Raw genomic sequence first — 25,160 nt, forward strand, 5'->3', positions numbered from 1 at the left:
CCATCGAATAATGAAGAAACCTTCCTGATGCAGGTCCATAAAGTGGATGGATCAACGCTGAGCGCGCGCAGGGTAAAACAGGAACGCTATGCTTTGCTAAAATAAACTTGTCGTATGAAAGGCAAAGGAGGTCATTTTGTTACTTTCCCAGCAGCACCTGACAAACACGATCATCGGAGAAGCCGCTCTGAACCTGATCGCCATCAATCAGGACGTCAGTGTGGAGTCTCTTGTCGATGAGCTTAAAGTAATGACCCGGTCTGAAGTGGATGAAGCCAGGCTGTCACAACTTGATGATGCAACCAAATGGCTGATGGGTTTCAGGCAAATTGGTTCGCGCCTGACTTCAGGCAGAGGCTGGTCTGCACGCAAATCAGCGTTTTCAGGATCTTCAGACAACGACGGCGATGACATTGTCATAAAATAGTTCTATGCTCATTTTTTACGCATTGTGTTAACTTTTAAGCTTAATTTTGGCACAATGCTTGATAACATCCGCCCTACTTCACACCTCTGTAACTCTCTGTTTTTAATCAATTAGCATTTTTTGCACAAAAAACTCCCGTTAAGACCATCAAAATTCTGTACAAGTTTTTGAAAGATGTATAACTTTCGCTCTATGGCAAAGTACATTTTAACCACCTGAGGATAATAGTATGCGTCAGAACGGACATGCACCGGATAATACCAGCGACATCGCCCGTTACTTCAGCCAGGCAAATTTGCCCTCTCAGCAGGAAACGCTGGGTGAGATTGTTGTTGAGCTACTGCGCGCAGGCCAAACACTTTCACGCAAAGCAATTTGCAGTAAATTGCTCCATCGTCTTGACGGTTGTGATGCCACAGAGCAGCAAAGTCATTACCAGGAGCTGATTGGATTACTGTTTAGTCGCGAAAGCTAATATAAATTTAACGCTTTAAAATTAATTCGTTACCTGAAGTAATTTCTGATCGGGCAGTACCATGTTTACTCACAGGGATAGTACTGCCCACAGCTGACGCGGGAAGGTTAGCTGTCCCCCGTCATCGTAGCCGGAGCGTGGCTACAAATTCGTAATCAGAGAAGCCAGTATGTACAGAAGTGAAGAAGAAAAAATAACGGATGTCATGATTGGTGAGGCCGTTCTGATCTTACTGAAATCAGAAAGTCCGATATCCAGCAATGCACTTATTGCTCAACTTGAAGCAATGGCAAGTGAAACCGAGGACGCAACCAGGCTGAAAGCCATCAAAGTTGCGATTGTTGAAGTACAAAAAGGCATGGCCACAGCGAATAGTCGCCGCCGGGTGGATCTTCCCGAGCGCGATAAACACCGTTTGAACAACGACGGCCCACCAGAAGGCTCTAAAAAACACTGACGCTGGCGTCTAAGATTTAAGCTGTGCCAGCGAGAGAAAAGATGGGCATCAAAGTGTGTTATGCCTGGTAACCCTTACTACTTAATGACCTTGTCGGCTGACTCCTTAAGACGCAACTGACGATTCTTAGAGAATGATAACTATGCAACAGAGCACATCAGATTTAGCCATCATCGAGTTTTTTCGCAGTGAGGGAGAGCATCTTGCTCAGGAGACTGAGCTGCTTGGCAGAGTTATCAGAAATATTGTCAGTGACGAAAAACGCGTAACCAATAAAGCGATCATCCTGTACCTCATCGCAGAACTCGAATCGACGGATGATGAGTTCCACATCGAACTGTTACGCAGAACTCTTGAAATCGTGGTAGGACGTACGCCAGACGATGCAGGTGTGTAGTTTCGCATCTGACATCTGTGGTGAGGGCGTTTATCCTAAGTCAGCGTGAGTTTGTTGACCTGCAACGCAGCCAGATTGCAGGTCACTCTTAATGCATTTTGCGTGAGAAAAAATGGATTGCGCGCTGGCAAAGTACTTTAAATCTTTTGTCTCGGCTGTCCTGACTTAAACGAAACAATGCATCTGTGATCTGGTGAAACTGCACGGGCTCACCTACCTTCAGAAGTTCACTCACCACCGCCCCAATCAGCGCACGAATGTCGTTGTCTTCATGGTTATTCACATAACCTCCAACCGGTGTATGTATATACAGACTAACACTTTTGTGGTCAGGAAAACAAAGCCAGCAGAGGAAATAAACCTTAAGCGAAGCGGTAGAATCTACTTATATTATTGATTTAGTTATACAATAATTTTATTTTTCCACGACCAATCTAGTGAAATGGTAATTCTTTTCTAAATCGGATAAAACGTAAATTTCTATTACTTTTTGTCAGTTTTATGGACTTGTTCACCGGTCATATTCTGGAAGTTAATCCCTCTATTTAATTTGCTATACCACTTTTAAAATACAGTCTTAAATTAATTATTCCTGCTAGTAATGGCGGCACCTGAAATAAAATCTCACGAAACCGCCATTTATAAAAATCAACTAGTAAAGCTTTTTTGCATTATACAATGTAATAACAATCGCGCCAGCTGCAAGGGCGATGAGGAAAATTCCCAGTCCAATCATAGCGTTAAATGCATAGGTTTTAAACAGTAATAGTCCGACAATGCACCCCGTTAAAAAAGATAATACCGTTGTTAAATGTGTATAGAGCTGCTTCTGGGCAAATCGTCTGTCGCAAGGTTCTGCCCGGGATATAAAAGATGATAAATAGGAACCTAAGGCGATGCCTGCGTCAGTTAGCGTACCGGTAATATGGGTTGATCTGACACGGCCGTTCGACAGTTGCGTAGAAGTCGCATTATGTAAGCCCATCAGGAAGCCCAGCATCAACAATACTTCACCGTTGTAGCTGGGTGAATAAAACCATTTTTCGAAGAGTGAGGCTGCCGTCAGTGCAAACCCTTCAGCCAGAATGATCAGGCAGAAGATGGTTCTGATTTTCCGTCTTTCGCCGGCAATAATGAACAATCTCGCGGTAGTACAACCGATCACAAACGCAGAAATCAGACCCGCAAGGAAAACCAGACTATCAAAGTCAGAAGTGAAAACTTCGTTAGAAATCTGAGAAGTATTACCGCTCATGTGTGACGGAAAAAAACCAAACGCGCCTAAAGCCATTGCGTTGAGTATCCCGGCAGTCGTTGCCAGTGCCAGAGCCAGATATCTATCCTCGGTATGTGACCGTATTTTCTTCTTCTTTATCAGCACGCGGTTCCCCTATAAATGTGCATAAATATCAGTCTGGATCCTGAGGCTCCAGACAACTAATAGTAGTATGCTTTTAAAAACTCAGCGGGGAATACAGATAAGTCTGGGTCTGTAACCTGTTAATTTTATTGATTTTTATAGTTTCATTGACTGATTTCATAAAACGTCAATGCCGGTCATATTTTTTATGCTGCGCATGACCAGGGCTGGTGCTTGGTGTCACCTGATAGCCTAATCCAGGCAGAGGATTTAACTAATAGCGCTATTTATGGCAGGATATGCGACCGGACTGATGCCCCTGTTGGCCAGTGAGAAGAATGACTCTGGATGGATAGATGACAGTACTAAAACCCGCTTTTCTTATCCCTGCCGCCCTTGTCGTTGGGTTCCTGGGGTGGTGGCTGACACCTCATTATGACGCTGAAGATGAAAACTACTACATTTCTGTGCTCTGCGCCGTACCTCAGCAAAATGAGCAACAGCTGCAGAAAGACATGAAAAACGTTATAGAAGGCAGTAATTCAGACTATGCGTTGCAAAAAATACATTTTGTTCCTGGCCTGGCCGCTCGGGTGATCGACAACTGGAAAAGTCTGACTCAAGAACAGCAGCAGCAGGCAGCACTTAGCAATCATGCGTGCTCGCAGTTGCTAATGACCAACAAGTAATACATTGGGAGTTAGGCACTATGATGCCTGTACGGAAAAACTATGCTTCGCTTGGGGAAGTCACTGCCCCCTATGTCCATGCCGTCAGCCACAATCAAACACTCTATGTCTCAGGCTTAACGGCGTTTGGCACGCCTGCACACCAGGGGGATATCGCGGGCAGGCTGAAGTGATTTTTGATCAGCTGGAAAGCATAGCAGCGGCTGAAAACACCTCTCTGCAGCAACTCATTAAGGTCACCCTCTTTGTAACCTCTTTTAAAGATATTGATGCACTCCGCAACATGCTGTTTAAACGTTATGGTGATTATTTACCTGCGAGCGCATTGGTACAGGTTAGTGCTCTGTTCTCACCTGACTTGCTGATTGAGATCGACGCAATCCTGGGTCTTTGAACATTTATAAACCTCATTTTCTGGGTTATGAAAAGGGCAGAAATTGAGGTAACGCAATGATGTTCGACACAGTACTTAATCCAGTGCAACTCACTGGCAATGGGAGCAAAGTTTCATTTCGCGCAAAGCCGTTCAAACCACGCAGAGCGACCTGAACCTTCGCTGGCTGTTATCGACAGATATATCAGATGACGACAGATGTTTTCAGGTCTGGCATCTATTCCGGCAAAAAAGACACAACAAATTCTGATCATACGGCATGATTAACATCTGATTATGATCGTCGTTTCCTTGTCTCATCCTTGACCCAACGCTTTATACTTCAGTTGCCGCACCGTCAGATGGCATTGAACGAACAGGTTTATGCGTAAGTGGCACAGTGCTGAAAGGCTATAAATGCCCCCGACGTTAGTGATGCTGAGTAGTCTGGTGGAAGTTCTGGAATCGTTGAGTAACAAAGCCCGCTGCCCTACCCTTTACTTACCTGAAGCTCAGTGCTGGCTAATAGCCACTGACCATTATTGCCTTGAAACGCGCATGACACATGAATTGTCACTGAACCCTCATCTCTCCATCTCCTCCCATTACCGCTTTCACTCTGCAGTCACGCTGGCAAAGACATTTTCGTCTTGAGAGATACGTATGTTGTCGAATCGCCGCTTGTGTCTTGTCTGCGTGAACGCTTACGCCAGTCGCACTCCACGCCGGGCTGAGCAGTTTCAGTTAACGAGGAAGGCTGCGCGCTTTTCGGCTTGAATGCTGAACCAGTGGCTATCTGCTCATAAATAGAAATCGTGTAAGACTCCCATTTACACAAGGCTGATATACGTGGCGCAAATTGCCATTAGGTGCATAAGGTAAATTTCAGCCTGAAATCGCCAACATTTAGGTGTTACTGATTACAGTGAACGTTTAAGTGGCATTCACTGTAATCAGTGAAAGAGGAAATAAAAACCAGCCAGAGGATGAATGATTTTTTTGAACGTCAAAAACACAGGCAAACCTTTATATTATGTTAAATAATCAGGCACGGTCGCAAATTTTCGCCCCTGAAATCGTTGACGTCCTGAGAAGACAGTGACGTATTTTTCCTTCGATTTGGCTAAAACACGTTAATACCGCCACGTGGATTTCCCTTCGTGGCGAGTCGTCATTTATCTGCTTTAAAGCGATTTTAAGCCTGTTAAAAACAGTTGTCCCCAACCCGCCATCATGTGAAGAATACTTTTAACCAGGGTGAGCAACGCATCTTAACCGTTCACTGTACACTGCAACCCAGATACCTATGTAAAGCCTGGATGATGCGATCAAAAAAACCTGTCTAAACGGCCACTTGCCAGCGAGGCTTGCCTGATTTCATAATGACTGCTTTCAACAATTTCATGCAGCAAACCCATTGATAAGTATGAATTTCAGCCTGAAATCGCCAAACAGGTCATCTCCGATTGCTGATTACAGTGGTTGTGATTCGCTGTAATCAGTATCGAAAGTCATTCCCGTGATTGACGCGGGATGTGGCCTCAGCAGGATGAAATAAACAAAACTCAGCCAACATGAGCATGTTATGAGTGAAAACCAGAACAGTTAATCTCAAAAGGATCTCGTTGCCGATTCACTGTAATCAGTTGTTCATCATGGATGGAAATGTGACAGTGCCACACACAGTCGATAATCAAGCCTATGACCTACGTTTACAGATTACAGTGAACGTCGGGTTGGCCTGAATGCAGCTTATAGTATTTAGTAAAAACATCATGCCAACGCCATAAGCCGTTAGCTTTCGCCCGGGCATCACTGTTCTGTAAGGAATAGCGTTTTTCTCCTCCTGCAGGCACTGATGCGAATTTGATAAAATGCTGTACAGCATCAGGCTTTTACTTTCATTAGCGCCTAACAGAACGCTTTCGCTCTCCAGCCTTGTCTCTTACTGATTCGAATAATACCTGGGCTGAAACGGGTTTTGGATGATGACTGCACCGATTTCAGCTTGTCGCTGTGCATTCTGTCGTCGCGTCAGCGCTCGTTTTCACTAAATCGTTATGTTATCAACGTGAGGCCGATTGCCAGGCGTGAATCTGTTCCGCTTAAGCGAAAGGCCAGAGTCACGATGCAAACTGCGACATGTTTTTTAGCATCGGGGCATGAAACCAACTCCATGTGCTTAACTTACTTACTCCTGAAACGCCTATCAGTAAGGCGAAAGATTGGCGCATGTCTCTGTCATTAAGGCTTTCTCAACTTATCCACTTTTTCTGTGGATAACTAAGGGATATTTTCTGTATATCAATTTAACCAGAGTTTGACCGGGACGTTCGTCTTCAAAAAAATAACAAAGCAAAACCCTGACGCATTGACTTCTCTCAGAAACCCAGGGATTACTTTTTATCGCTGACTGAATTTCAGGCTGAAATCGCCATCATAAAAACAATATTTTTCATGAAGATAGGGTTGAAAAAAGCGTCTCTTTCGCCCTGACACCGATAATCCACACACTTCTAAATCTCTTATTGCAATCACAGCAACACCGCTAATTGAGATGCCGTCGAAAAATTGCTGTATCCGTCTCTGTTTGTGTAAATATCGCGCAGACTGCATCCAATAAAAATCATCGACGTGATTTGCCCCCACAGCATTGAGCACAATAGACCGTTAGCCATGTCGGTTGGGTTACCTTCTCTGTTAGCATTTTGCCAGCCCACTGCTAACCTCGCTGACGTCAGATAAATCACTCAGGAATGAGGCTGAAACGCTTATAGTCCTTCCGCCAGTCGTTAATGTATTTTTTGGGTGAACACTTTCGCTTAACCCGAGCTTAATCTGACACGCCTTAAGAAAACTACCATTTAAGCTTTCGATAACCCCATAGGTATTTGATCGCCCGGCTGAATAAGCCGAAGCTTAACGCCATGCGCGAAGGTCCACTGGTTCAGTGCCCGCCAGGTAAGCGCTGGTGCAGAGTCTGGTCTGGTCTGGTCTGGTCTGGTCTTAACGTTACCGGATAGCCATGAAATAGCACAATACTGTCCAGAATACGTGTGACCTGCATACCAGATATACCTGAGGTAAGAGAAACTGACAGGTATTCATTGGTAAAATAATCAACGCAGATATAACACTTTATTCTGCGTCAGGATGCCTGTGCGTCCATGACGAAATACGGTGACCACGACAGACCAGGAGCAGCAAGACGGAGCAGAGGAAGGCGTTCTGTAATCCGTACTCTACGACCTCGCCTGCAATTAACACCCGAGCCGCTGAGATGGTAAAGGCATCACAAGTACTTGTGATTAACATGCAGGCCTTCTCGTTGCCGTAGTTTCCCGCTATACGGCGCTAACCGAAATGCCGTCGCTCGGATGGCAGCGCAATAGTGCGCCCTAAAAAATGCGCATCAGCCACCGGAGGCTGCTTCTCATGGCAGCAAGTCGACAGGAACAAATCAGCATACGTGCACGCACGAGGTCGTGACAGACTCATCACTTCACACCTCACTGCAACCGCTTCCCGCTTGCGATCTGTCGTCAGTATTATCGGCTCAACCACCTGTAATGCATCTTCACTCAGGCATCACTTCTGCAAGTCACTTCCTGAGACGGGCTCTCTCTTCTTCAGACGTTTTACTTCAGGGAGTGCCAAGCCATTAAATGTCTTACGCCAGGCGCAAAAGTTTGCGTCAGAAATAATATGCTTACGGGAGGAAATGCCAGCCTCGGCTATGCAAGCGATACTGATGATCTGTTCGTACGAAAACTGTCTTCATTGGGATGTCCTTGCGTTGCTATAACATCATGTTGTGGCCAGCAACGGGGAGCAGATCAGTCGAATCAAAAATCTTTTAGCACCGAGGCAGACAACCACATTAAAACCACAGGCGGCAGGCAGCAGGCGACAGGCGGGAAATATAGCGAATTTCATTTAGGGAAAGCAAATTAAAACATTTAAAAAACAGTATCTTATAGATTAATTTCAGGCTATTTACTTGGCGATTTCAGCCTGAAATCTGCTATAGCGATATCGAATATTACAGGGATAAAGGAAATATGAGGGAATAAAAAAACCAGACAATAGATTTGCCTGGTTTGATATGTTTCATCGGGTCATATACTTCTTTAATGTCTCAGCAATGACCTTATCTAGTTCGTCCTGGAGTTCTTTGGACTGGCGGTTAAACTCATAGCTAAACATTCTTCCTCGCGTTTTTTTGCGCGCAAATCGATCCTTATCAGCAAAGGACCAGAGAGCCACCGCTGTGGTTTTATCTTTCTCAGGTTCTTTAACGAGCGTCTGGCTGCCCTGACGAATCAATCTCAGAATTGTGTTTTTTAACTCGTCCTCAGCCAAACCATCACGAGCACTGACAACATCGATTTCAGCCGAGATAGCGTTTATCAATGCCTCGACGGTTTGCCCGGTCTCACTCAGTTTATCCGCAGCCTGGAGCAAGGCTTTATAATCAGGATAAGTCAGCTCTGACTGATTAGGAAAAAGAGAGATCAAATCAGCGGGAACGCTGGCAGCTTGTAAAGCACGGGTGACCTTGGCTTGCGAAAGGCCCTGGTTTTCAGCAATCTCTTTTTGGGATAAGCCGCCGTCTTTGAGCGCCAGTAATCGCATCCCGACTTCACGCAAATTATGCTCACGAGCCGTCTGAATATCCTGCGCAAGCCTGCGTGCCTCATCCGGAGTGATGACCGCATCGGTCACAAGAATATCCAGACCGGTTTTACAATAAAGTGCTGCCGCGCGACGTCGTGAGCCGTCCAGTATCTCTATACGTTCGCCCTGCATCACACCAATGGCAGGGAAAAACTGCTGAAGCTTAATCGTGCGGATAATATCCCGCAGTGAGTCAGGCGTAAGACCAGACTGATCGCGACCATTCGTTTCCATGGTCACAAAGGTTTTGCTTTCTATCTCATTCGCAGGAATGTGTTCAAAACGGAATACGGCACGTTTTCCTGTGGCAAGAACAAACGTCTGCGAAGGGTTATCAGAGAGTTTTTCTGTGTTTAACGGTGTCTGGCTGAAGGTTCTGCCGATCGTTATTCTTTTCGCACTCATAAAAACCTCAGTTCAGGCGGATAAATTCAATGCGGTCAAAAACCGCTTTAGCGAAGTCTTCGGCGGCAGAACGAGCGTTTTTCAGCGCCTCACTGCTACCTACATAGGTTGACGGGTTAGCCGATATAACCGTGTCAAACGACTCACCGCAACGCTCAAAACCATCCAGACGGGGCAGGGTTGCGTCCAGCATGTCGCCGCCGAAAATTTCTTTAGCAAGGCTGTGGCAAAGTTTATGGTCTGCTTTGTTAGAGAGCTTTGACATAAACCCGATATTGCCCTGGAGACGGCATACGGCTCCCGACTCTTCAATAATGCCAATCAGCTCTGGTAAACGAGTCAGGTATTTGAGGGTAGAGTGGAAATCAACCTGTGCCGGTGGGACTGGAGTCATCAGGAGATCGGATGCGGCGATCGCATTCTTTAAAAATGCATCCAGATGTGGGCCACTGTCGATGAAGATGAAGTCGTAATCTTTTTTAAGCTTAGACACGACATTATCATATAACACCGAATGAATGTTTTGCCCTGGCAAATGAGTGGCACACAGCTGATCCCAACTTGATGCAATAAATGCGTCATCTATTGATGCAGGTAATACGTCCACACCAGGAATAATGGATGAAACGATAAATTCACTTACCAGCTCATCCCGTGTGACGTTTTGTAGCATCGCCTGAGCGGCAGTCGCCTCCACGAGCCCGACAGAACGCTCGTGATTCAAAAACATCGTGGCAGAAGACTGTGGGTCGAGATCAATCACAAGGATGCGCAGGTCTTCATATAAAAGGTGAGGGTGAGCCCGAAGAGCGTGAGCCAGAGAAACAGTAGAAACCGTCTTGGAAACGCCACCTTTAAGATTTCCCACAAATAAGGTAAAGGCTTCAGTGTGACGATCGCGATATTTCGGCACGCCGCGATGATGATAGATATCAATAATGTTCTGAATGGACATGGCGTACTTCACCGAGCTACCGGCGGCGCGCTTATCGAACTGATAACCACTCTCTTCCATTTCGTTTACGGCATAATCAACGCTGGCGCGGGTCAGTTTTGGCAGTTTAGCCAGAGCCGCCTTGGCATAAATTTGGTAGTAGCTGTTTTCCTGCAACTCAAGCTTTTGTGCCTGAATTTGTTCAGTAAGGCTCAATAACATGCGTTCGGAACGCTGAGCAACTTTCATGACCTGACTATCATCGTTAGCCATACTTACTCCAAATATGTAGGATTTATGAATTTATACCTAAATCCTGCACACAAGGCAACAAGTTATCATATCAACGCAATACTGTGTTAAATGTAGGACTCCTGATTTCTGTGACTTTGTTCGCACAATTCACTGTGATGAGCGGGACACATCTCGAGCTCGCGCACATGAAATACCGCCCATTCATCTTCACAGCCTTAACCTTGACGCTTGATCCAGCACACGATAAGGCTGACAAATTCTATCTCCTGTAAAAGCTGGTAAGAAAAGGCATCAATAACAGTGTCGAACGTTCACTGTAATCAGTGAATGAATGCATTCGAATTTTTGCAGACCTGATGGAGGTCAATTCAGTTCCAATACGTGTTAACCGTAAGCAGGAGGGCCAGGCCAATATGCTGATTTCACCGCATATCTGGATCACAGATTCATGCCGGTTGGCAGCGGTAAGATCGCTAAACTGAAAGATTCACTATAGTCAGCAAAAGATTCACTGTAATCAGTAACGAGGGATGGGTGCATCATGAGTTCTGGCCGATGTGTGACCCTGCTGTGAAGCCGGTAGACAAAAGGGTACTGAGTTGAACGCACTGGCAACTGGCAACTGGCAACTGGCAACTATTTCACAGGGCGCCGACAGAGGATTCACTATAATCAGCAAGTGCAGCGCTCAGTATATTCACTGTAATCAGTAAAAGTTATGGGTAACTTTAGGCATTCACTGTAGTCAGTAACCTTCCGCTTTCATTTTGATGGCCCCTTTACGAGGAGTCATCAGGCTGGCCTTTCCCACAGCCAGACTCTAACTTAAACGCAGAACGGCTATGGGACTGAGTTTCAAACATTCACTGTAATCAGTAAATACACATCCAGCCAAACACCTCATACGGGGTTGAATGCTAAACAACTCAATCGACTTCCACCAGCCCCAGCATGGTCAGAGCATTCACTGTAATCAGTATACTTCGTAAGTCCTGACCCGCGGGTCAGTGACCAGAATCAGGCCACGTCTCATCATGGGCGGGCTTACGGGTGAGAGGGGATTCACTGTAGTCAGTAAAACATTCACTGTAATCAGTAAAAGAAGGAAAGGAATTCGGTTGGCTGCAAACGGAACCTGGCCGCGTCAGATGGGATGTTCACTATAATCAGCAAACGTGATTTTCATTTAACCTGCCAGTATCTCAACATTCACTGTAATGAGCTAAGTGTTCACTGTAGTCAGCTGACTTCGTGACAAATGCTGAAGCTTCATCCCAAACGGCACACATCATTCACTGTAATCAGCACTGGCTTAACCCTGTCACTTTTTTTTAAGCGGAAAAGCACCCAATTGGAACAGGAAAGGCAGGGCAAATAGCCAGCAAAACAGAAATAAAAAAAGACACTATTAAACAATGACTTAAATCTAACATTCACTGTATTCTGTAAATAACAAAGCCCAGTAAATTCACTATAAACAGTATGACGACGCGGAGGTCTGGTTTCGAGCCGACATTCACTGTAATCAGTAAAAGCGGTTTAAACGCACGTAGAGAGGTGATCTAAAAAAGGTTAGTAAGTGCAAGCTAACTTATAAATTATTGATAAAAATGCACTTAAAAAAATGGACGGCGAGAGTAGAGATATGGACCAGCTCACTTTTACTGATTACAGTGAACACGACTGATTACAGTGAATGGCCAGCCAACTGCCTGAAGAAATCAGACGAAAATGATAGGCATACGTGTCACTTTTTGGCAAAAGTGACACTGCAACGCGAGGAGTACTGATTACAGTGAACGTTGGGCTCAGTCTTCAAAATCGATGTCATCGAGCGTATCGATTCCTTCCAGGTTACTGATACCATCGAGTTTCGGTGTTCTGCTGTGAATGATGAAAAATACGGAGCGGCCTCGTTTGACTTCAGAGTAATCAAGGTAGCCAATCTCTTTAAGCTGTTCCATCGCGCGCCGTACCACGTGATTCTGCGTGGTAATCTTTGAGCCAAGATTGAGCCGCATACGTAAGCGGGCAAGAGAAATGGGCGCAGGGTTGGTCGGCAGGCTCTCCAGGAACGTATAAAGCGCCTGAGCCGATTCTTTACGCTTAAGGCGGGAGATAGCCCTCAGCTGCAGTAAAACCTTATGGTCGAAATTATACAGCTCAAAGAGCTTGGGATCAGCCTGTATGCGAACAATGTCTTTTTCACGATCGTAATAAGCTGACTGTACCAGATGCGTATGATAGGCCTTACCGTTACCTTCAAAAGAGAGAGTGTTCGTCGCAATACGGCGTAACGAAGCGTCGAGTCGCTTACGCAATGCGGCAGAGGAGTTGGCGGAGGGAATACCGCACATCTTCACGAAATCAATAAAAGGCAGGGTTACCGTATCACCCTGTGTAGGGTAACGGGAAAAAGACTGAATAATACCGGCCCAGGTCTTAAAGTCATTATCCATATCCAGTCTGGCACCGGTGATGGTAATCTTTTCATAACCTTCCGCTTTAACCAGAGAGAGGTTTTTAAGCTCTTTGGTGGCATCGGTTGAAGCCATAGCACCAGAAATGCCCCGCGCTGTGGATTTAAGCGTGGGAACAAAGAGTCCCAGACGCATTAAGGCCACGGGCTGAACGGTATTATTTTTGTTGGGATGAAGCTGAATAACTTCACCACTGTTTTTGGTCACAGACAGAAAAGGCTCTAGTAACGCTTTGTTTTCACTATCTTTATCTGCCATTGGATAAGATCTTCATTCTGTGGATGAAAAGGATCGTTTTCTGATTACAGTGAACATTAGCACTGATTATAGTGAACATTCTACTGTGTATAGTGAATAAAGTACTGATTACAGTGAATACTTTACTGATTACAGTGAATGCAAACCCCCTCTCAGCCCTTGTGTGGTGCGGCCTGCGGCGATCGGGGATCTCTTTGGATCTATAATGGATCTCTTTATGATCGTTATATAGGAACTATTCACTGTATAAGTGGATAACTTGCCTGAAACACATATGGCATTCACGTTATCCAGCCGTCTGTCCGGATCCGTTCTGCCAAAATAGTAACGCGCTGCTCGTGGTGTTCGCCTGAGCGAAACCTGGCGTGACAAAGCGATCACTTCATTTTTTATAAACAACTTGCTCAGCATTATTCATTTTTCATCAGCATTATCCCAGCGTATGGTGACAACATCACTTACTGAAAAGGATCGAAACCATGACTGACTTTGCCGTGTCACGTAATCCAACCACGGGTGACATTCTTGCCAGCTATCCCATGCAGAACACAGCTGAACTGGAACAGGCATTAAGCACCAGCGCGGCCGCGTTTAAAAAATGGCGAAAAAGCAGCATGGCATCACGCGTAACGGTGCTTCGCCAGCTCGGTCATCAGCTTCGTGAACGCGAGCCTGAACTGACACGCATGATTGCCCTCGAGATGGGTAAACCCGTGGCGCAGGCGAGAGCGGAGATCCTGAAATGCGCCAATCTGTGTGACTGGTATGCAGAATTTGGACCTGCGATGCTGGAAGACCAGCCATCACAGGTACCTGATGCGTGGCAGTCCTTTCGCCCAATAGGCGTGATACTGGCCGTCATGCCGTGGAATTTCCCCTTCTGGCAGGTTCTGCGCGGCGCCGTAGGCATGCTGCTGGCGGGTAACACCTATCTGCTTAAACACGCGCCCAACGTCATGGGAAGCGCAACGCTGATGGCTGAGTTATTTGATGCAACCGACCTGCCAAAGGGCGGTTTTAATCTGATTAACGTTGATAACGAAGGTGTCTCAACCGCTATCAAAGATGATCGTATTGCTGCAGTCGCAGTAACAGGCAGTGTTCGGGCTGGTGCAGCGATCGCAGCACAGGCGGGCGCAGCGTTGAAAAAGACCGTGCTGGAACTGGGCGGATCAGATCCTTTCATCGTGCTGGCTGATGCAGACCTCGATGAAGCGGTGAAATCTGCGGTGACAGGCCGTTATCAGAATACCGGACAGGTCTGTATGGCGGCTAAACGGTTCATCATTGAGGCATCCATCGCAGAGGCATTTGAGGCCCGTTTTGTAGAGGCTGTCAAAGCGCTTAAAATCGGCGATCCTTTGAATGAGGACACCTATATCGGCCCAATGGCCCGCGCCGATCTGCGTGATGAGCTGGATCAGCAGGTACAAGCCAGCCTGCGTGAGGGTGCCCGGTTGGTGTTAGGCGGTGAGAAAATAGCAGGGCAGGGCAACTATTACGCCCCCACCATCCTTTCAGACGTCACCAGCGAAATGACCGCCTTCCGGCAAGAGCTGTTTGGTCCGGTAGCGGCGATTGCCGTGGCCCGGGATGCGGAGCATGCCTTGGAAATCGCCAATAACAGCGACTTTGGGCTGAGCGCGACCGTCTGGACAGGCGATGAGCATATGGCTGCCCGGATGAGCGAAGAGCTGGAAGTGGGCGCTGTGTTTATTAATGGCAATGGCGCTTCAGATCCGCGCGTCACCATTGGTGGTGTGAAAAAGAGTGGCTATGGCCGCGAACTGTCACATTTTGGTGTGCATGAGTTCTGTAATGTGCAGACGATTTGGAAAAACCGTCAGTAATCCACGTTCTGGCTTCTGGCGACAACAACAATAACACAGGCGCATGTCAATGCGCCTGTTTCTTATCACTTTCAGCCTTCATGCAGAACAGACAAACGGGTTTTCTATTGCGAGTCAGAGGATGCAATCAGGATATAACGATCAGGAATCAGCATCACCAAACCAGCCCGGCATGGGATCCGGAAGCGTTACCCAGTATTCGGGGCCCTGAGCCATTTCCAGCGGCGTTAACAGCGCAGCGTCAAGCGCGCTGCGCACCTGATCTTCATCCATTTCAATGCCGATAAAAACCAGTTCCTGTCGGGCATCGCCAATCCCATCCAGCCAGTTCTCAGCAATAAAATTCAGAGACTCGCTGTCTCTGGGCCATTTGTCCCGCGGAATGCTGGCCCACCAGCTCCCGGCATAACCATGCTGTGCGACCGCACCGGCCTGTGACCACATCGCCGCATATTCCGGACGGCTGGCCAGCCAGAAATAGCCTTTTGAGCGAATGACGCCATCAAGCTGGTAGTTAACAGCATGCCAGAAACGTTCTGGATGAAAAGGGCGCCTGGCACGGTAAACAAAACTGCGAATACCATACTCTTCTGTTTCAGGCTGATGCTCGCCGCGCAGCTCTTTCAGCCAACCCGGTGCCTGTGCAGCCTGATCAAAGTCAAACAGACCGGTATCCAGTACCTGATCAAGGGGAACGTTACCAAAGTGGCTGGTGATGATACGCGCTCGTGGATTCAGCGAATGTAGCATCGCTTTAAGCGTCCGTTGCTCATCCTCCGTGATGAGGTCAGTCTTATTAACCACCAGCACATCACAGAATTCGATTTGATCGACCAGAAGATCGACGACAGATCGCTCATCTTCTGCCCCAAGAGATTCTCCTCGTGCCTGAAGCGAGTCGACCGAACGGTAATCCTGAAGGAAGTTATACCCATCTACGACGGTGACCATGGTATCTAACCGCGCAATAGTGGATAAACTCTCCCCGTCCTCATCGGCGAAGGTGAAGGTTTCTGCAACCGGAAGCGGCTCAGAGATGCCGGTCGATTCTATGACAAGATGATCAAAGCGGCCTTCCTGCGCCAGCCGTTTGACCTCCAGTAACAGGTCTTCACGAAGGGTGCAGCATATGCAGCCATTGCTCATTTCCACCAGCTTTTCGTCGGTACGAGAGAGTTCAGCTCCGCCATTACGCACCAACGCCGCATCAATGTTGACTTCAGACATATCGTTAACAATCACTGCAATGCGTCGACCCTCGCGATTATTAAGAATGTGATTTAGCAGTGTCGTTTTACCTGCGCCGAGAAATCCTGACAGTACAGAAACAGGCAAGCGGGGATCGGGTGAGTCCGGTAAGGAATGAAGCGCCATGAGAGATCCTTAAAATCAGTGTCATTTAATATGTTATAACATAACAAAATGGCGGTGATTTTCAACACTGTTTGTCAGGAATAGCAAAACACAGGATCGTGAAACTGCTGAGTGACTATCCCGTTTTCGACTCGACATGTTCAGATGGGTTTTGCTTTGGGTTGATATGTTATAACATAATATTTCTGGGTAACATTATGTGGTTAAAAGACATATTATGAAACAACTTAAGCACCTCCTTCACAGCACGCTTGCGTGCCTGTTATTTGCCTCCTTGAGTGCCGGTGCTGCCGAAACAAAACCGGTCCGTATTGCCGCCCCATTTGAAATTAAGGGTGCCGATCCCGCTCTTTCGGGTGATATTTTACTCCGCATGGATGTGGTGGAAACGCTGGTGGAGACGGATGCTAAAGGAGCCCCTGTTCCAGCGCTGGCAGAGAGCTGGCAGGCTTCTCCGGATGGTCTGCAATGGCGCTTTACACTGCGTCCAGGCGCCCATTTTCACGACGGTTCCCCTGTTACTGCTGAAAGCGTGGTGAAATCACTTAACATCGCCCGCGGTAAGCCGGGCTTGCTGGATAAGGCACCGATAACGTCGATTGTGGGTGAAGATCGACAGGTCACCATCACACTCAGTGAACCTTTTACACCGCTACTGGCGGTGCTGGCAGAAAGTCGTTCACAAATTCTGGCGCTGGCATCATGGGATAGCACGAACGCTGTCACGCGGATCATTGGCAGCGGTCCGTTTCAGCTGGTAAGTTTCCAGCCGCCTCAGGCGCTGAGCGTAAAGCGATTTGAGGGTTACTGGGGGGGAAAACCGGCCATCGCTGGCGCTGAATTTTTATCTGCGGGACGCGCTGAAACACGCGCACTGCTGGCTGAAAGCGGAGACGCCGATTATGTTTTTAACCTTGATGCCGCCAGTCGGCAGCGCCTGTCACATAAAAAATCTCTGCAGCTGCTTACCGTTTCCGTTCCACGAACGGTGATGCTCAAACTGAATCTGGCACATCCCTTTCTCAGCGACCACACCACGCGCGAGGCGTTAAGCCTGGCGATTAACCGGAGTGCGCTTGCTAATGCGGTTTTGCGCTATCCGGGGGCGGCGACACAGATGTTCCCGCCTTCGATGGCCGAGTGGCACAATCCGGCATTGCCCACGCTGGATTACTCACCACAGCGTGCAGCAGCATTGCTTACGCAGTCAGGCTGGCAAGCCGGTCAGGATGGGATACTGATCCGTAATGGACAGCGTTTTACGCTCACGCTGCTGACCTATCCGGACCGTCCTGAATTGCCGCTCATCGCGATGGTAATCCAACAGCAGCTGCGTCAGATTGGAATCGATGTCGTCATTAATTCAACTAACTCCAGTGAAATCCCCGCTCGTCATCACGACGGGAGCCTGCAGATGGCGCTGTTCGCCCGTAATTTTGCCTTAACGCCCGATCCCACCGGTACGCTGCTTCAGGATTACGGCCCTCAAGGCGGTGACTGGGGAGCAATGAACTGGCACGACAAGGCCTTTAACGAGGCGCTCGGTACGTTATCGCAGAGTCATGATCCTGCGGTGCGACAAAAGGCCAGAGAGGTCATTACTACGGCTTTCCAGCGCGATTTGCCGGTTATTCCCATCGCCTGGTATCAGCAGTCGGCGGCAGTTAATGCCAGCCTCACCTCGGTCACGCTGGATCCGTTTGAACGCCATTTTGGCCTGCGTGATATGCAATGGGTGAAATGATGCTTAAACCACTCAGCTGGCGCCTTTGCCAGGCCGCCTTCGTCATTCTCGCGGTCGGGATCTTAACGTTTGTTCTGGTACAGGCATTACCGGGTGATATGGCCTGGCGTATCGCATCGGGACGTTATGGTTATGATAGGGTCGATCTGGCAGCGGTAGCCCAGGTAAAACAGCAACTGGCGGATATGACCGCCCAGGGAAGTGCGCTGGGGCAGTGGATGTGGGATCTGCTGCGCTTCAACTTTGGCCGTTCACTGGTATCGGGTGAGCCTGTCAGTGGCGAACTGGTCTGGCAATTGAAACAAACGTTCGCCCTTGCCGGCTTTTCTCTGTTACTGACCCTGCTGCTGATTATTCCACTCGGGATTTGGGCAGGCTGTCATCCCGGCCGTTTCCTGGACCGGGCCATTAACGGCGCTGCCGCCATTCTCAAATCGGTTCCGCATTTTGCTCTTGGCCTGCTGCTTATCGTTTTGTTTGCGCTGCGTCTGGACTGGCTGCCCAGTGCCGGGCAGGGGAACTGGCGACATTTCATCCTGCCGTCAGTGACGCTGGCGCTGCCGCTAAGTGCCGTGGGCGCTCGGGTCGTACGTGAGGCGACATTCCAGGCTGTAACGGCCAGCTGGTATCGCTGGGGGGCACAAAAGGGTCTCTCTCAACCGCGTCTTTTCTGGCGTCACGCCCTGCGTAATCTCAGCGTTTCGGTCGTGACCTGGCTCGGCATGCAGTTCGTCTGGCTGGTGGAAGGCGTGGTGGTGGTGGAAACGCTGTTTGCCTGGCCAGGCATTGGCCATGCGCTGGTCCATGCGATTTTTGCCCGGGACGTGCCCGTGATACAGGCCAGCGCAATGGTACTGGGGCTGACGTTTGTCACCCTGAACATGCTGGTCGATGGTTTGTGCTATGTGTTGGATCCAAGGGGGAAACGCATATGACCTTTCGTCAAAAAACAGGTCTGGCAATTATTCTGGCGTTGCTCGCGTTTGCCTGGCTGGTGCCGTTATTCGGGGCTGGGGATCCTGTGCAGCAGGACCTGTTGCAGATGTTACAGCTTCCCTCTGGGCAGGCCTGGTTGGGCTATGACCATCTTGGCCGCTCAATGCTGGCCCGGTTGAGTGCGGCACTCAGGTTATCACTGGGCCTGGCAGCGATATGCGTTATCACGGCACTGATAATGGGCACGCTGGCGGGGATCATGAGTGCCTGGCGCGGCGGTTGGGTGGACAAGGTGTGCAACGCATTAGCGGATATGTGCCTTGCGCTTCCCGGTCTGCTGCTGGTGCTGTTGTTAGCGGCTATCTCACCTGACTCGCCAGAAATGTTGTGGCTGGGGATTTCACTGGTGCTGTGGGTCGAGTTTTTTCGCGTGACGCGAGCCACCCTGCGACCCGTTGTTACGTCTCCCGCCGTCCAGTCCTCTTCACTGCTTGGTTTCTCGATACGCTATCTGTTTCGCAGACACTTATGGCCAGCCATGGCGCCCTTGTTGCTGACGTTAACGGTCTATGCGTTTAGCAGTGCCGTTATGGCGGTGTCCGCATTGGGATTCATCAGCGTGGGGGTTCGCCCACCGACACCAGAACTGGGGCTGATGATGACAGAACTTTTTCCCTATGCCTGGGAAGCGCCCTGGCTTCTACTCCAGCCCGTGCTGGTGCTTTTTTTGTTACTGACTGGCATGAATTTATTAGTGAATAAGGATCGGATATGACGGGCATAGTAATTAAACAGGTCGCCGTTTACGCCGAAGACTGCATCGTCGAGCCCGTGAGCATGGTCATTCAGCCGGGCAAACCCATGACGCTGGTGGGCGAAACCGGATCGGGAAAAAGTCTGTTCGCCCAGGCCATCATGGGGGCGTTACCAGAAGGACTCCGTGCCACAGGCACGGTTGAGATTGACGGACAACGTTATGATCTCCAAACCGATCTGGCCCGTCTTCGCGCTCAGTGGGGGCATCGCATCGCGTCTTTGCCCCAGGAACCCGGGCTGGCGCTCGATCCAACAATGCGTGTCAGCGCTCAGGTCGCGGAAGGTTACCGGTACGTGCGGGGCTTAGCCAGGAGGGATGCACAACAGGCCGCGGCACAGGCACTCGACCAACTGGGGCTTGCGCATGCCTCTGCGCGTTTTCCCTGGCAGCTTTCAGGGGGAATGGCCCAGCGGGTTTGCTTCGCGGCTGCTCGCGCGGGGGGCGCGACGCTGCTGATTGCAGACGAGCCGACTAAAGGGCTGGACGTCGCGCGGCGGGATGAAATGGGTAACCTGTTAAATACGGCGGTGGCTCAGGGTGAAACCTTGCTGACGATCACGCACGACATTGCACTGGCCCGGCAGTTAGGTGGTGAGGTCATGGTGATGCATAAAGGCAAAGTCGTTGAGCAGGGCAGCGCCGGGCAGGTGTTATACCGTCCACAAGCGCCTTACACCCAACTGCTGTTGGCGGCCGATCCTGAGGCCTGGGCGCCAGGCTCGCGAGTACCCTGTGATGAAACCATCGTGTTACAGACAGAGGGCCTTTCTCTGAAACGGTCAGGGAAGCAACTATTTCACAATGCCTCGCTAATCTTCCGGGCTGGCGAAATCGTGGGGCTTTACGGCGAAAGCGGCTGCGGTAAAAGTAGCCTGGGGGATACGCTATGCGGTTTGATAACGCCCGATGCGGGCAAGGTCGTGCGTCCAGGGGCTGCCAGTAGGTTACGTTACCAAAAACTTTATCAGGATCCCTCAGCCATATTTCCACCTGACATCGCGATGGCCAGGGTTATCGATGATGTTCTGCGGCTGCACCACGCCACGGTGAAACGACGTGATGAACTGATGGCACAACTGGGATTAGCGCACGCGTTGCTGAACCGTCCGGCTTCAGGTTTGTCAGGCGGCGAGCTTCAGCGCTTTTCACTGCTCAGGGTGATGTTACTGGACCCTGTGTTTTTATTCGCGGATGAGCCGACGTCGCGCCTGGATCCTGTCGTTCAGCAGCAGACGCTGGCGTTGATTAGCGAACTGGCAACACAGCAACGCTGCGCCATTTTGCTGGTCAGCCACGATCTCGCTTTACTGGAGAAAAGCGCGCATCGTGTTATCTCACTGGCCTCCCTCAGCCAGAGCGCCGCAATAGCCCAGGAAGTCTGTATTTAACCGAAGGCAGGGAAACCTGCCTTCACACATGCTCCATGACCAGCACAGCCAGCGTATCTGGCTCAAGCGCACGAAAAATATGCTCAGTGTCGCCCGGGTAGCTGATGTAATCGCCTACCTCAAGCTCAACGGGTGAATCAACCGGCCCAACCTCTGCGCGCCCTTGCGTCAAAATTAAATGTTCGATGGTATTCGGTGAATGCGGCTGTGAGCAGCGTTCGCTGCCGGGCTGTATGTGCAGCAGATAGATATCCCGTCGTGCGCCCGGTGGACAGGTTGCCAGTAAGACGGCTTTGTAATCAGCCTGCTCAGCAGCCACCGTGGGGCCTTCTCCGCGGCGAATAACCTGTAACCGGTTCGTTTCCGGCTCCATCAGGCGTGCAAATGGAATATTGAGCGCGACACACAGCGACCACAACGTCTCAATACCCGGATTGCCGTTACCGGCTTCAAGCTGAGACAGGGTCGATTTTGCAATCCCCGCCCGGCGAGCAACTTCAGCCAGCGTCAGGCCGGCACGCTGGCGTTCTCTTACTAAACCTCGGGCAATGATATCAATGGGCGTGCTCATCACTTTTCCTGTTCGTTAAAATGAACGTATCGTTCGTCTTGTAATACATATCCGATGTTCATTATAATGGATTTATCGTTCGTTATGGGATTCTATGTTGATGCTGGCAAAAAAATTCACGCTGGATAAAGGCGTTATAAAAGCAATTTTTCTGGTCTGTATCGCAGATGGCATTGTCGGCCTGTCTTACGGGTCGCTCGCCACTGCTGATGGCTTTCCGTTTTGGGTACCGCTGGCGTTATCAACGCTGGTGCTGGCTGGCGCATCGGAATTCTTATTTATTGGCATCGTTGCCGGCGGTGGCAGTCCGTTAACCGCGGCGGCGGCAGGTTTGCTGGTCAACGCCCGCCATCTTCCCTTTGGCATTGCGGTTAAAGACTTAGTGGGCAGAGGCTGGCGGGGGGCGCTCGGCTGTCACATTATGAACGATGAAAGTGTGGTGTTCGGCATCTCTCAGCCGCAGCTGGCTCAGCGCCGCAGTGCGTTTTGGCTGTGCGGCATCGGTATCGGATTGATCTGGCCGTTCACCGTCATGCTCGGGGCCGCGATTGGCCAGTTTATCCCGAATATTTCCGTTATCGGTCTGGATGCCGTGTTTCCCGCCATTCTTATCGCACTCATCTTCCCGGCGTTACGCAAACCCCGAACCCGCATTCCTGCTGCTACCGGCGCCGTGCTGTCGCTGGCGGTCACGCCATTTGTTCCAGCAGGGATGCCTGTTCTGTTTTCGTTGTTAGGGCTGCTTACGTGGAGATCGCGTAAATGAATCATCCGATGATAATTGCAGGCATTGCCTTGCTGGCTGCCGGAACCTATGCCATTCGTTATGCGGGCGTCAAACTGGGTAACCGGTTGCCTGTCAGTGAGCGCACGCAAAATGTGTTATCCGATGCGGCCACGGTACTGTTACTGGCCGTTGCAGCCACCACCACGTTGTTCGAAGGTCAGCATTTTGCCGGGATGGCAAGGCTGCTGGGCGTGTCGTTTGCCATTTTTCTCGCCTGGCGCAGGGCGCCGCTGATCGTCATCATTTTGGGCGCAGCCTGTATGACCGCTCTGCTGCGTTACCTGAATGTGCCTTAGTCGCTAACGACAAATTGCTGCATCAGCCTTGACGTAAGGCGCGGCTTAAAATAAAACTAGAACCCGTCAGGGGAGTCTCGCCAAAGAGACTGAGAGGCTAATAGCGCAATGCGCGGCTTAGCGACCCTTAGAACCTGACCCAGTTGATACTGGCGTAGGAAGACGGGTATCTTTGCCACAGGCAGATACTTGCCGCAGAGTCTGCTTTTGCCGGGCTCATGCTTTTTCCCTTCTTGTATCACGGGTCTCTGACTGTTAACAGAGAGGCCAAAGTGAAAATCCTGTTTCTGATGTTACCCTGTCAGGTTGGCTGGCAATGAGCCGCTGGTCAGTGCTCGGCAGCGGCGTGTCCGGACTGTGTATCGCCACGCTACTGGCGGAGCAAGGTGAACCTGTCGAAATCATTACCTTACCGGACTGCCGCGCGGCATCGCACTGGGCTGGCGGTATGCTGGCGCCCTGGTGCGAAGCGGAAAGTGCGCCACAGCAGGTCGTTGACTGGGGTCAGTATGCTGCGGCATGGTGGTCGGCCCGGGTCAGCGGCGTGGAACAGCAGGGTACCCTGGTGATTGCGCCCCCGCGCGACAGTGCTGAGTTAACGCGTTTCGCTAACATGACCTCATCACATCAGTGGGTGACGCCAGCAGAGATTGAACCTGCGCTGGAAGACCGTTTTGCCCGTGGCTTGTTCTTTGCCGCAGAAGGTCATCTTGATCCCCGGCTGGCAATGCAACAATTACAAACGCGTTTACTGAATGCGGGGGTCCGGTTTCACCCGGGTAAACCCAGCGGGAAAATTATCGATTGCCGGGGTATTCATGCCCGGCAATCCCAACCCGAATTGCGTGCCGTGCGCGGTGAAATGGTTATTCTCCACACCGACGAAATAACGTTTTCCCGTCCTGTTCGCCTGCTGCACCCGCGTTTTCCCTGTTATCTGGTGCCCAGGGCACAGGGGCATTTTATGCTGGGCGCGACCATGGTCGAAAGCCAGGATGACAGCCCAATCAGCGCGCGCGCTATGATGGAACTGTTAAGCGCAGCCTACAGCATCCATCCCGCCCTCGCCGAAGCACGCATTATTGAAAGCGGCACAGGTATGCGTCCGGCTTACCGCCACAATCTGCCCGAAGTGCGTTACGAAAATGGCATTTTTTCTATTAACGGCATGTACCGTCACGGCTTCCTGCTGGCCCCGATGATGGCCGAGAAGCTTATGCAACAACTGACGTCCGAGGGAGTGCGATGAAAATAGAACTGAACGGCCTTGCTATTGAAACCGAAGCCCGCACGCTGGCTGAATTACTCGTGGAACAACATATCGATGCTGGCTGTGTCGCCAGTGCCGTGAACGGCGAATTTGTTCCCCGGGAGCGCTATTCCTCAGAGCCGCTTGTGGCGGGTTGTCGTCTTGAAGTGTTATCGCCGATGCAGGGAGGCTAACGATGTTTTATGACTTTAGCGGACAGTCACGTTTTTTACTGGGTACTGCAGGTTATCCCTCGCCGGATATTCTGCAACAGGCCGTTGGCGCATCCGGCGCCGAGATTATTACGGTGAGTCTGCGTCGTGAAGGAAGCCAGGGCGGAGCCTTTCGCGATCTCCTGAAAACCTTAAATAAACGCGTTTTACCCAATACCGCAGGCTGCCACACGGTGAAAGAAGCCGTGACGACTGCGCATATGGCGCGGGAATTGTTTGCCACGTCCTGGATCAAGCTTGAGGTGATCGGTCATGCCGATACCTTACAGCCCGATCCCTTTGCCCTCGTCGAAGCAGCACGTATTTTGTGTGCAGAGGGTTTCCACGTTTTCCCTTACACCACAGAAGATCTGATTGTGGGCGAGAAACTGCTGGACGCGGGCTGTGAAGTGCTGATGCCGTGGGGGGCGCCTATCGGCTCAGGCCAGGGATTACGCAATATCGAGGGATTACGCACGATGCGTGCCTGGTTTAAGGACGTTCCACTGATTATTGATGCCGGGATCGGTGCGCCGAGCCAGGCGGCTCAGGCGATGGAATTGGGGTTTGATGCTGTGCTGTTGAATACCGCCGTGGCGAAATCCAGCGATCCGGTTCGCATGGCTGGCGCATTTGCGCGCGCCATTGAAGCGGGATATCAGGCACGTCAGGCTGGCATGATGGAGCGTCGCGACATGGCTGCCGCCTCTACGCCCGTTTTCGGCCTGGCGCAATTTCGCTAAGGAGCA

General features: G+C 50.0%; 23 protein-coding genes, 1 pseudogene and 1 riboswitch. Of the genes and pseudogenes, 17 read left to right on the forward strand and 7 right to left on the reverse strand.

Going from position 1 to position 25,160, the window contains the following annotated elements:
* Positions 1 to 136: 136 nt before the first annotated feature.
* From EL29_RS22345 to EL29_RS22360, 4 genes are all read left to right on the forward strand, one after another.
* Positions 137 to 427, forward strand: coding sequence for a hypothetical protein (locus EL29_RS22345; protein WP_013028032.1), 291 nt, complete (start codon positions 137 to 139; stop codon positions 425 to 427).
* A 229-nt stretch (positions 428 to 656) separates the two neighbouring features.
* Entirely contained in the window at positions 657 to 902 is a 246-nt protein-coding gene (ycgZ, locus tag EL29_RS22350) for a regulatory protein YcgZ (protein WP_019105874.1), read from the forward strand.
* Positions 903 to 1,071: 169 nt separating this feature from the next.
* Positions 1,072 to 1,359 (forward strand): hypothetical protein, encoded by a 288-nt coding sequence (locus tag EL29_RS22355; protein WP_013028030.1) that lies wholly within the window; start codon positions 1,072 to 1,074, stop codon positions 1,357 to 1,359.
* A gap of 142 nt (positions 1,360 to 1,501) precedes the next feature.
* Positions 1,502 to 1,756: a biofilm/acid-resistance regulator YmgB/AriR gene (locus EL29_RS22360; protein ID WP_014604571.1), complete on the forward strand. Its 255-nt coding sequence runs from the start codon at positions 1,502 to 1,504 to the stop codon at positions 1,754 to 1,756.
* A gap of 88 nt (positions 1,757 to 1,844) precedes the next feature.
* Here the strand turns inward: EL29_RS22360 and EL29_RS22365 are convergent, their stop codons facing one another.
* Together EL29_RS22365 and EL29_RS22370 are read right to left on the reverse strand one after the other, a co-directional pair.
* On the reverse strand, positions 1,845 to 2,039 hold the full coding sequence (locus EL29_RS22365) for a hypothetical protein (RefSeq protein ID WP_013028028.1): 195 nt from the start codon (positions 2,037 to 2,039) through the stop codon (positions 1,845 to 1,847).
* Positions 2,040 to 2,408: 369 nt separating this feature from the next.
* Positions 2,409 to 3,137, reverse strand: coding sequence for a YoaK family protein (locus EL29_RS22370; protein WP_014598206.1), 729 nt, complete (start codon positions 3,135 to 3,137; stop codon positions 2,409 to 2,411).
* 335 nt (positions 3,138 to 3,472) lie between these two features.
* Between EL29_RS22370 and EL29_RS22375 the strand changes: the two genes are divergently transcribed.
* From EL29_RS22375 to EL29_RS22385, 3 genes and pseudogenes are all read left to right on the forward strand, one after another.
* Complete coding sequence (locus tag EL29_RS22375) at positions 3,473 to 3,805, forward strand: hypothetical protein (RefSeq protein WP_013028026.1); 333 nt, start codon at positions 3,473 to 3,475, stop codon at positions 3,803 to 3,805.
* A gap of 20 nt (positions 3,806 to 3,825) precedes the next feature.
* A pseudogene (locus EL29_RS22380) lies at positions 3,826 to 4,199 on the forward strand (RidA family protein).
* Positions 4,200 to 4,595: 396 nt separating this feature from the next.
* On the forward strand, positions 4,596 to 4,832 hold the full coding sequence (locus EL29_RS22385; RefSeq protein ID WP_071999642.1) for a hypothetical protein: 237 nt from the start codon (positions 4,596 to 4,598) through the stop codon (positions 4,830 to 4,832).
* A 3,456-nt stretch (positions 4,833 to 8,288) separates the two neighbouring features.
* Here the strand turns inward: EL29_RS22385 and EL29_RS22395 are convergent.
* From EL29_RS22395 to EL29_RS22405, 3 genes are all read right to left on the reverse strand, one after another.
* Complete coding sequence (locus EL29_RS22395; protein ID WP_019105877.1) at positions 8,289 to 9,260, reverse strand: ParB family protein; 972 nt, start codon at positions 9,258 to 9,260, stop codon at positions 8,289 to 8,291.
* Between the two features lie 7 nt (positions 9,261 to 9,267).
* Positions 9,268 to 10,467: an AAA family ATPase gene (locus tag EL29_RS22400; RefSeq protein WP_013028020.1), complete on the reverse strand. Its 1,200-nt coding sequence runs from the start codon at positions 10,465 to 10,467 to the stop codon at positions 9,268 to 9,270.
* 1,790 nt (positions 10,468 to 12,257) lie between these two features.
* On the reverse strand, positions 12,258 to 13,187 hold the full coding sequence (locus EL29_RS22405; RefSeq protein ID WP_013028019.1) for a RepB family plasmid replication initiator protein: 930 nt from the start codon (positions 13,185 to 13,187) through the stop codon (positions 12,258 to 12,260).
* Positions 13,188 to 13,666: 479 nt separating this feature from the next.
* Between EL29_RS22405 and EL29_RS22410 the strand changes: the two genes are divergently transcribed.
* Positions 13,667 to 15,037, forward strand: a complete 1,371-nt coding sequence (locus EL29_RS22410; protein ID WP_028716060.1) for an aldehyde dehydrogenase family protein — start codon at positions 13,667 to 13,669, stop codon at positions 15,035 to 15,037.
* 141 nt (positions 15,038 to 15,178) lie between these two features.
* On the opposite strand, the gene zigA is transcribed toward EL29_RS22410, so the two are convergent.
* On the reverse strand, positions 15,179 to 16,411 hold the full coding sequence (gene zigA / locus EL29_RS22415) for a zinc metallochaperone GTPase ZigA (RefSeq protein ID WP_028716061.1): 1,233 nt from the start codon (positions 16,409 to 16,411) through the stop codon (positions 15,179 to 15,181).
* Between the two features lie 217 nt (positions 16,412 to 16,628).
* Between zigA and EL29_RS22420 the strand changes: the two genes are divergently transcribed.
* Genes EL29_RS22420 through EL29_RS22435 form a run of 4 tightly spaced genes read left to right on the forward strand, consistent with a single transcriptional unit; the run spans position 16,629 to position 21,296 of the window.
* Positions 16,629 to 18,155, forward strand: a complete 1,527-nt coding sequence (locus EL29_RS22420; protein WP_028716062.1) for an ABC transporter substrate-binding protein — start codon at positions 16,629 to 16,631, stop codon at positions 18,153 to 18,155.
* A complete protein-coding gene (locus tag EL29_RS22425; protein WP_028716063.1) occupies positions 18,155 to 19,090 on the forward strand; it encodes an ABC transporter permease in 936 nt (311 codons plus the stop codon). Before EL29_RS22420 ends, EL29_RS22425 begins: the two co-directional genes overlap by 1 nt.
* Positions 19,087 to 19,866 (forward strand): ABC transporter permease, encoded by a 780-nt coding sequence (locus EL29_RS22430; RefSeq protein ID WP_022622827.1) that lies wholly within the window; start codon positions 19,087 to 19,089, stop codon positions 19,864 to 19,866. The genes EL29_RS22425 and EL29_RS22430 overlap by 4 nt, the downstream gene beginning before the upstream one ends.
* Complete coding sequence (locus tag EL29_RS22435; RefSeq protein ID WP_028716064.1) at positions 19,863 to 21,296, forward strand: ABC transporter ATP-binding protein; 1,434 nt, start codon at positions 19,863 to 19,865, stop codon at positions 21,294 to 21,296. Before EL29_RS22430 ends, EL29_RS22435 begins: the two co-directional genes overlap by 4 nt.
* Positions 21,297 to 21,318: 22 nt before the next feature.
* Here the strand turns inward: EL29_RS22435 and EL29_RS22440 are convergent, their stop codons facing one another.
* The gene (locus EL29_RS22440; RefSeq protein WP_014604694.1) at positions 21,319 to 21,867 is read right to left on the reverse strand and encodes a helix-turn-helix domain-containing protein; all 549 of its coding nucleotides are present in this window, start codon (positions 21,865 to 21,867) and stop codon (positions 21,319 to 21,321) included.
* A gap of 94 nt (positions 21,868 to 21,961) precedes the next feature.
* Between EL29_RS22440 and EL29_RS22445 the strand changes: the two genes are divergently transcribed.
* The 5 genes from EL29_RS22445 (at position 21,962) to EL29_RS22465 (ending at position 25,154) form a co-directional block, all read left to right on the forward strand.
* Positions 21,962 to 22,633, forward strand: a complete 672-nt coding sequence (locus EL29_RS22445; protein ID WP_013028011.1) for an AzlC family ABC transporter permease — start codon at positions 21,962 to 21,964, stop codon at positions 22,631 to 22,633.
* On the forward strand, positions 22,630 to 22,950 hold the full coding sequence (locus EL29_RS22450; protein ID WP_013028010.1) for a branched-chain amino acid transport AzlD family protein: 321 nt from the start codon (positions 22,630 to 22,632) through the stop codon (positions 22,948 to 22,950). The genes EL29_RS22445 and EL29_RS22450 overlap by 4 nt, the downstream gene beginning before the upstream one ends.
* 58 nt (positions 22,951 to 23,008) lie before the next feature.
* A riboswitch (TPP riboswitch) is annotated at positions 23,009 to 23,128 on the forward strand.
* Between the two features lie 138 nt (positions 23,129 to 23,266).
* A complete protein-coding gene (locus EL29_RS22455; RefSeq protein WP_028716065.1) occupies positions 23,267 to 24,199 on the forward strand; it encodes an FAD-dependent oxidoreductase in 933 nt (310 codons plus the stop codon).
* Positions 24,196 to 24,393, forward strand: a complete 198-nt coding sequence (thiS, locus tag EL29_RS22460) for a sulfur carrier protein ThiS (protein WP_013028008.1) — start codon at positions 24,196 to 24,198, stop codon at positions 24,391 to 24,393. The genes EL29_RS22455 and thiS overlap by 4 nt, the downstream gene beginning before the upstream one ends.
* 2 nt (positions 24,394 to 24,395) lie before the next feature.
* On the forward strand, positions 24,396 to 25,154 hold the full coding sequence (locus EL29_RS22465; protein ID WP_013028007.1) for a thiazole synthase: 759 nt from the start codon (positions 24,396 to 24,398) through the stop codon (positions 25,152 to 25,154).
* Positions 25,155 to 25,160: the final 6 nt, after the last annotated feature.

It is taken from the genome of Pantoea ananatis LMG 2665 (assembly GCF_000710035.2).
Lineage (GTDB): Bacteria > Pseudomonadota > Gammaproteobacteria > Enterobacterales > Enterobacteriaceae > Pantoea > Pantoea ananatis.

Bases quoted from the DNA above. Each gene is read 5' to 3' on its own strand.
- ycgZ (WP_019105874.1), top strand. From the start codon at position 657: ATGCGTCAGAACGGACATGCACCGGATAATACCAGCGACATCGCCCGT.
- EL29_RS22355 (WP_013028030.1), top strand. From the start codon at position 1,072: ATGTACAGAAGTGAAGAAGAAAAAATAACGGATGTCATGATTGGTGAG.
- EL29_RS22360 (WP_014604571.1), top strand. From the start codon at position 1,502: ATGCAACAGAGCACATCAGATTTAGCCATCATCGAGTTTTTTCGCAGT.
- EL29_RS22375 (WP_013028026.1), top strand. From the start codon at position 3,473: ATGACAGTACTAAAACCCGCTTTTCTTATCCCTGCCGCCCTTGTCGTT.
- EL29_RS22385 (WP_071999642.1), top strand. From the start codon at position 4,596: ATGCCCCCGACGTTAGTGATGCTGAGTAGTCTGGTGGAAGTTCTGGAA.
- EL29_RS22395 (WP_019105877.1), bottom strand. From the start codon at position 9,260: ATGAGTGCGAAAAGAATAACGATCGGCAGAACCTTCAGCCAGACACCG.
- EL29_RS22400 (WP_013028020.1), bottom strand. From the start codon at position 10,467: ATGGCTAACGATGATAGTCAGGTCATGAAAGTTGCTCAGCGTTCCGAA.
- EL29_RS22405 (WP_013028019.1), bottom strand. From the start codon at position 13,187: ATGGCAGATAAAGATAGTGAAAACAAAGCGTTACTAGAGCCTTTTCTG.
- EL29_RS22410 (WP_028716060.1), top strand. From the start codon at position 13,667: ATGACTGACTTTGCCGTGTCACGTAATCCAACCACGGGTGACATTCTT.
- zigA (WP_028716061.1), bottom strand. From the start codon at position 16,411: ATGGCGCTTCATTCCTTACCGGACTCACCCGATCCCCGCTTGCCTGTT.
- EL29_RS22420 (WP_028716062.1), top strand. From the start codon at position 16,629: ATGAAACAACTTAAGCACCTCCTTCACAGCACGCTTGCGTGCCTGTTA.
- EL29_RS22425 (WP_028716063.1), top strand. From the start codon at position 18,155: ATGCTTAAACCACTCAGCTGGCGCCTTTGCCAGGCCGCCTTCGTCATT.
- EL29_RS22430 (WP_022622827.1), top strand. From the start codon at position 19,087: ATGACCTTTCGTCAAAAAACAGGTCTGGCAATTATTCTGGCGTTGCTC.
- EL29_RS22435 (WP_028716064.1), top strand. From the start codon at position 19,863: ATGACGGGCATAGTAATTAAACAGGTCGCCGTTTACGCCGAAGACTGC.
- EL29_RS22440 (WP_014604694.1), bottom strand. From the start codon at position 21,867: ATGAGCACGCCCATTGATATCATTGCCCGAGGTTTAGTAAGAGAACGC.
- EL29_RS22445 (WP_013028011.1), top strand. From the start codon at position 21,962: ATGTTGATGCTGGCAAAAAAATTCACGCTGGATAAAGGCGTTATAAAA.
- EL29_RS22450 (WP_013028010.1), top strand. From the start codon at position 22,630: ATGAATCATCCGATGATAATTGCAGGCATTGCCTTGCTGGCTGCCGGA.
- EL29_RS22455 (WP_028716065.1), top strand. From the start codon at position 23,267: ATGAGCCGCTGGTCAGTGCTCGGCAGCGGCGTGTCCGGACTGTGTATC.
- thiS (WP_013028008.1), top strand. From the start codon at position 24,196: ATGAAAATAGAACTGAACGGCCTTGCTATTGAAACCGAAGCCCGCACG.
- EL29_RS22465 (WP_013028007.1), top strand. From the start codon at position 24,396: ATGTTTTATGACTTTAGCGGACAGTCACGTTTTTTACTGGGTACTGCA.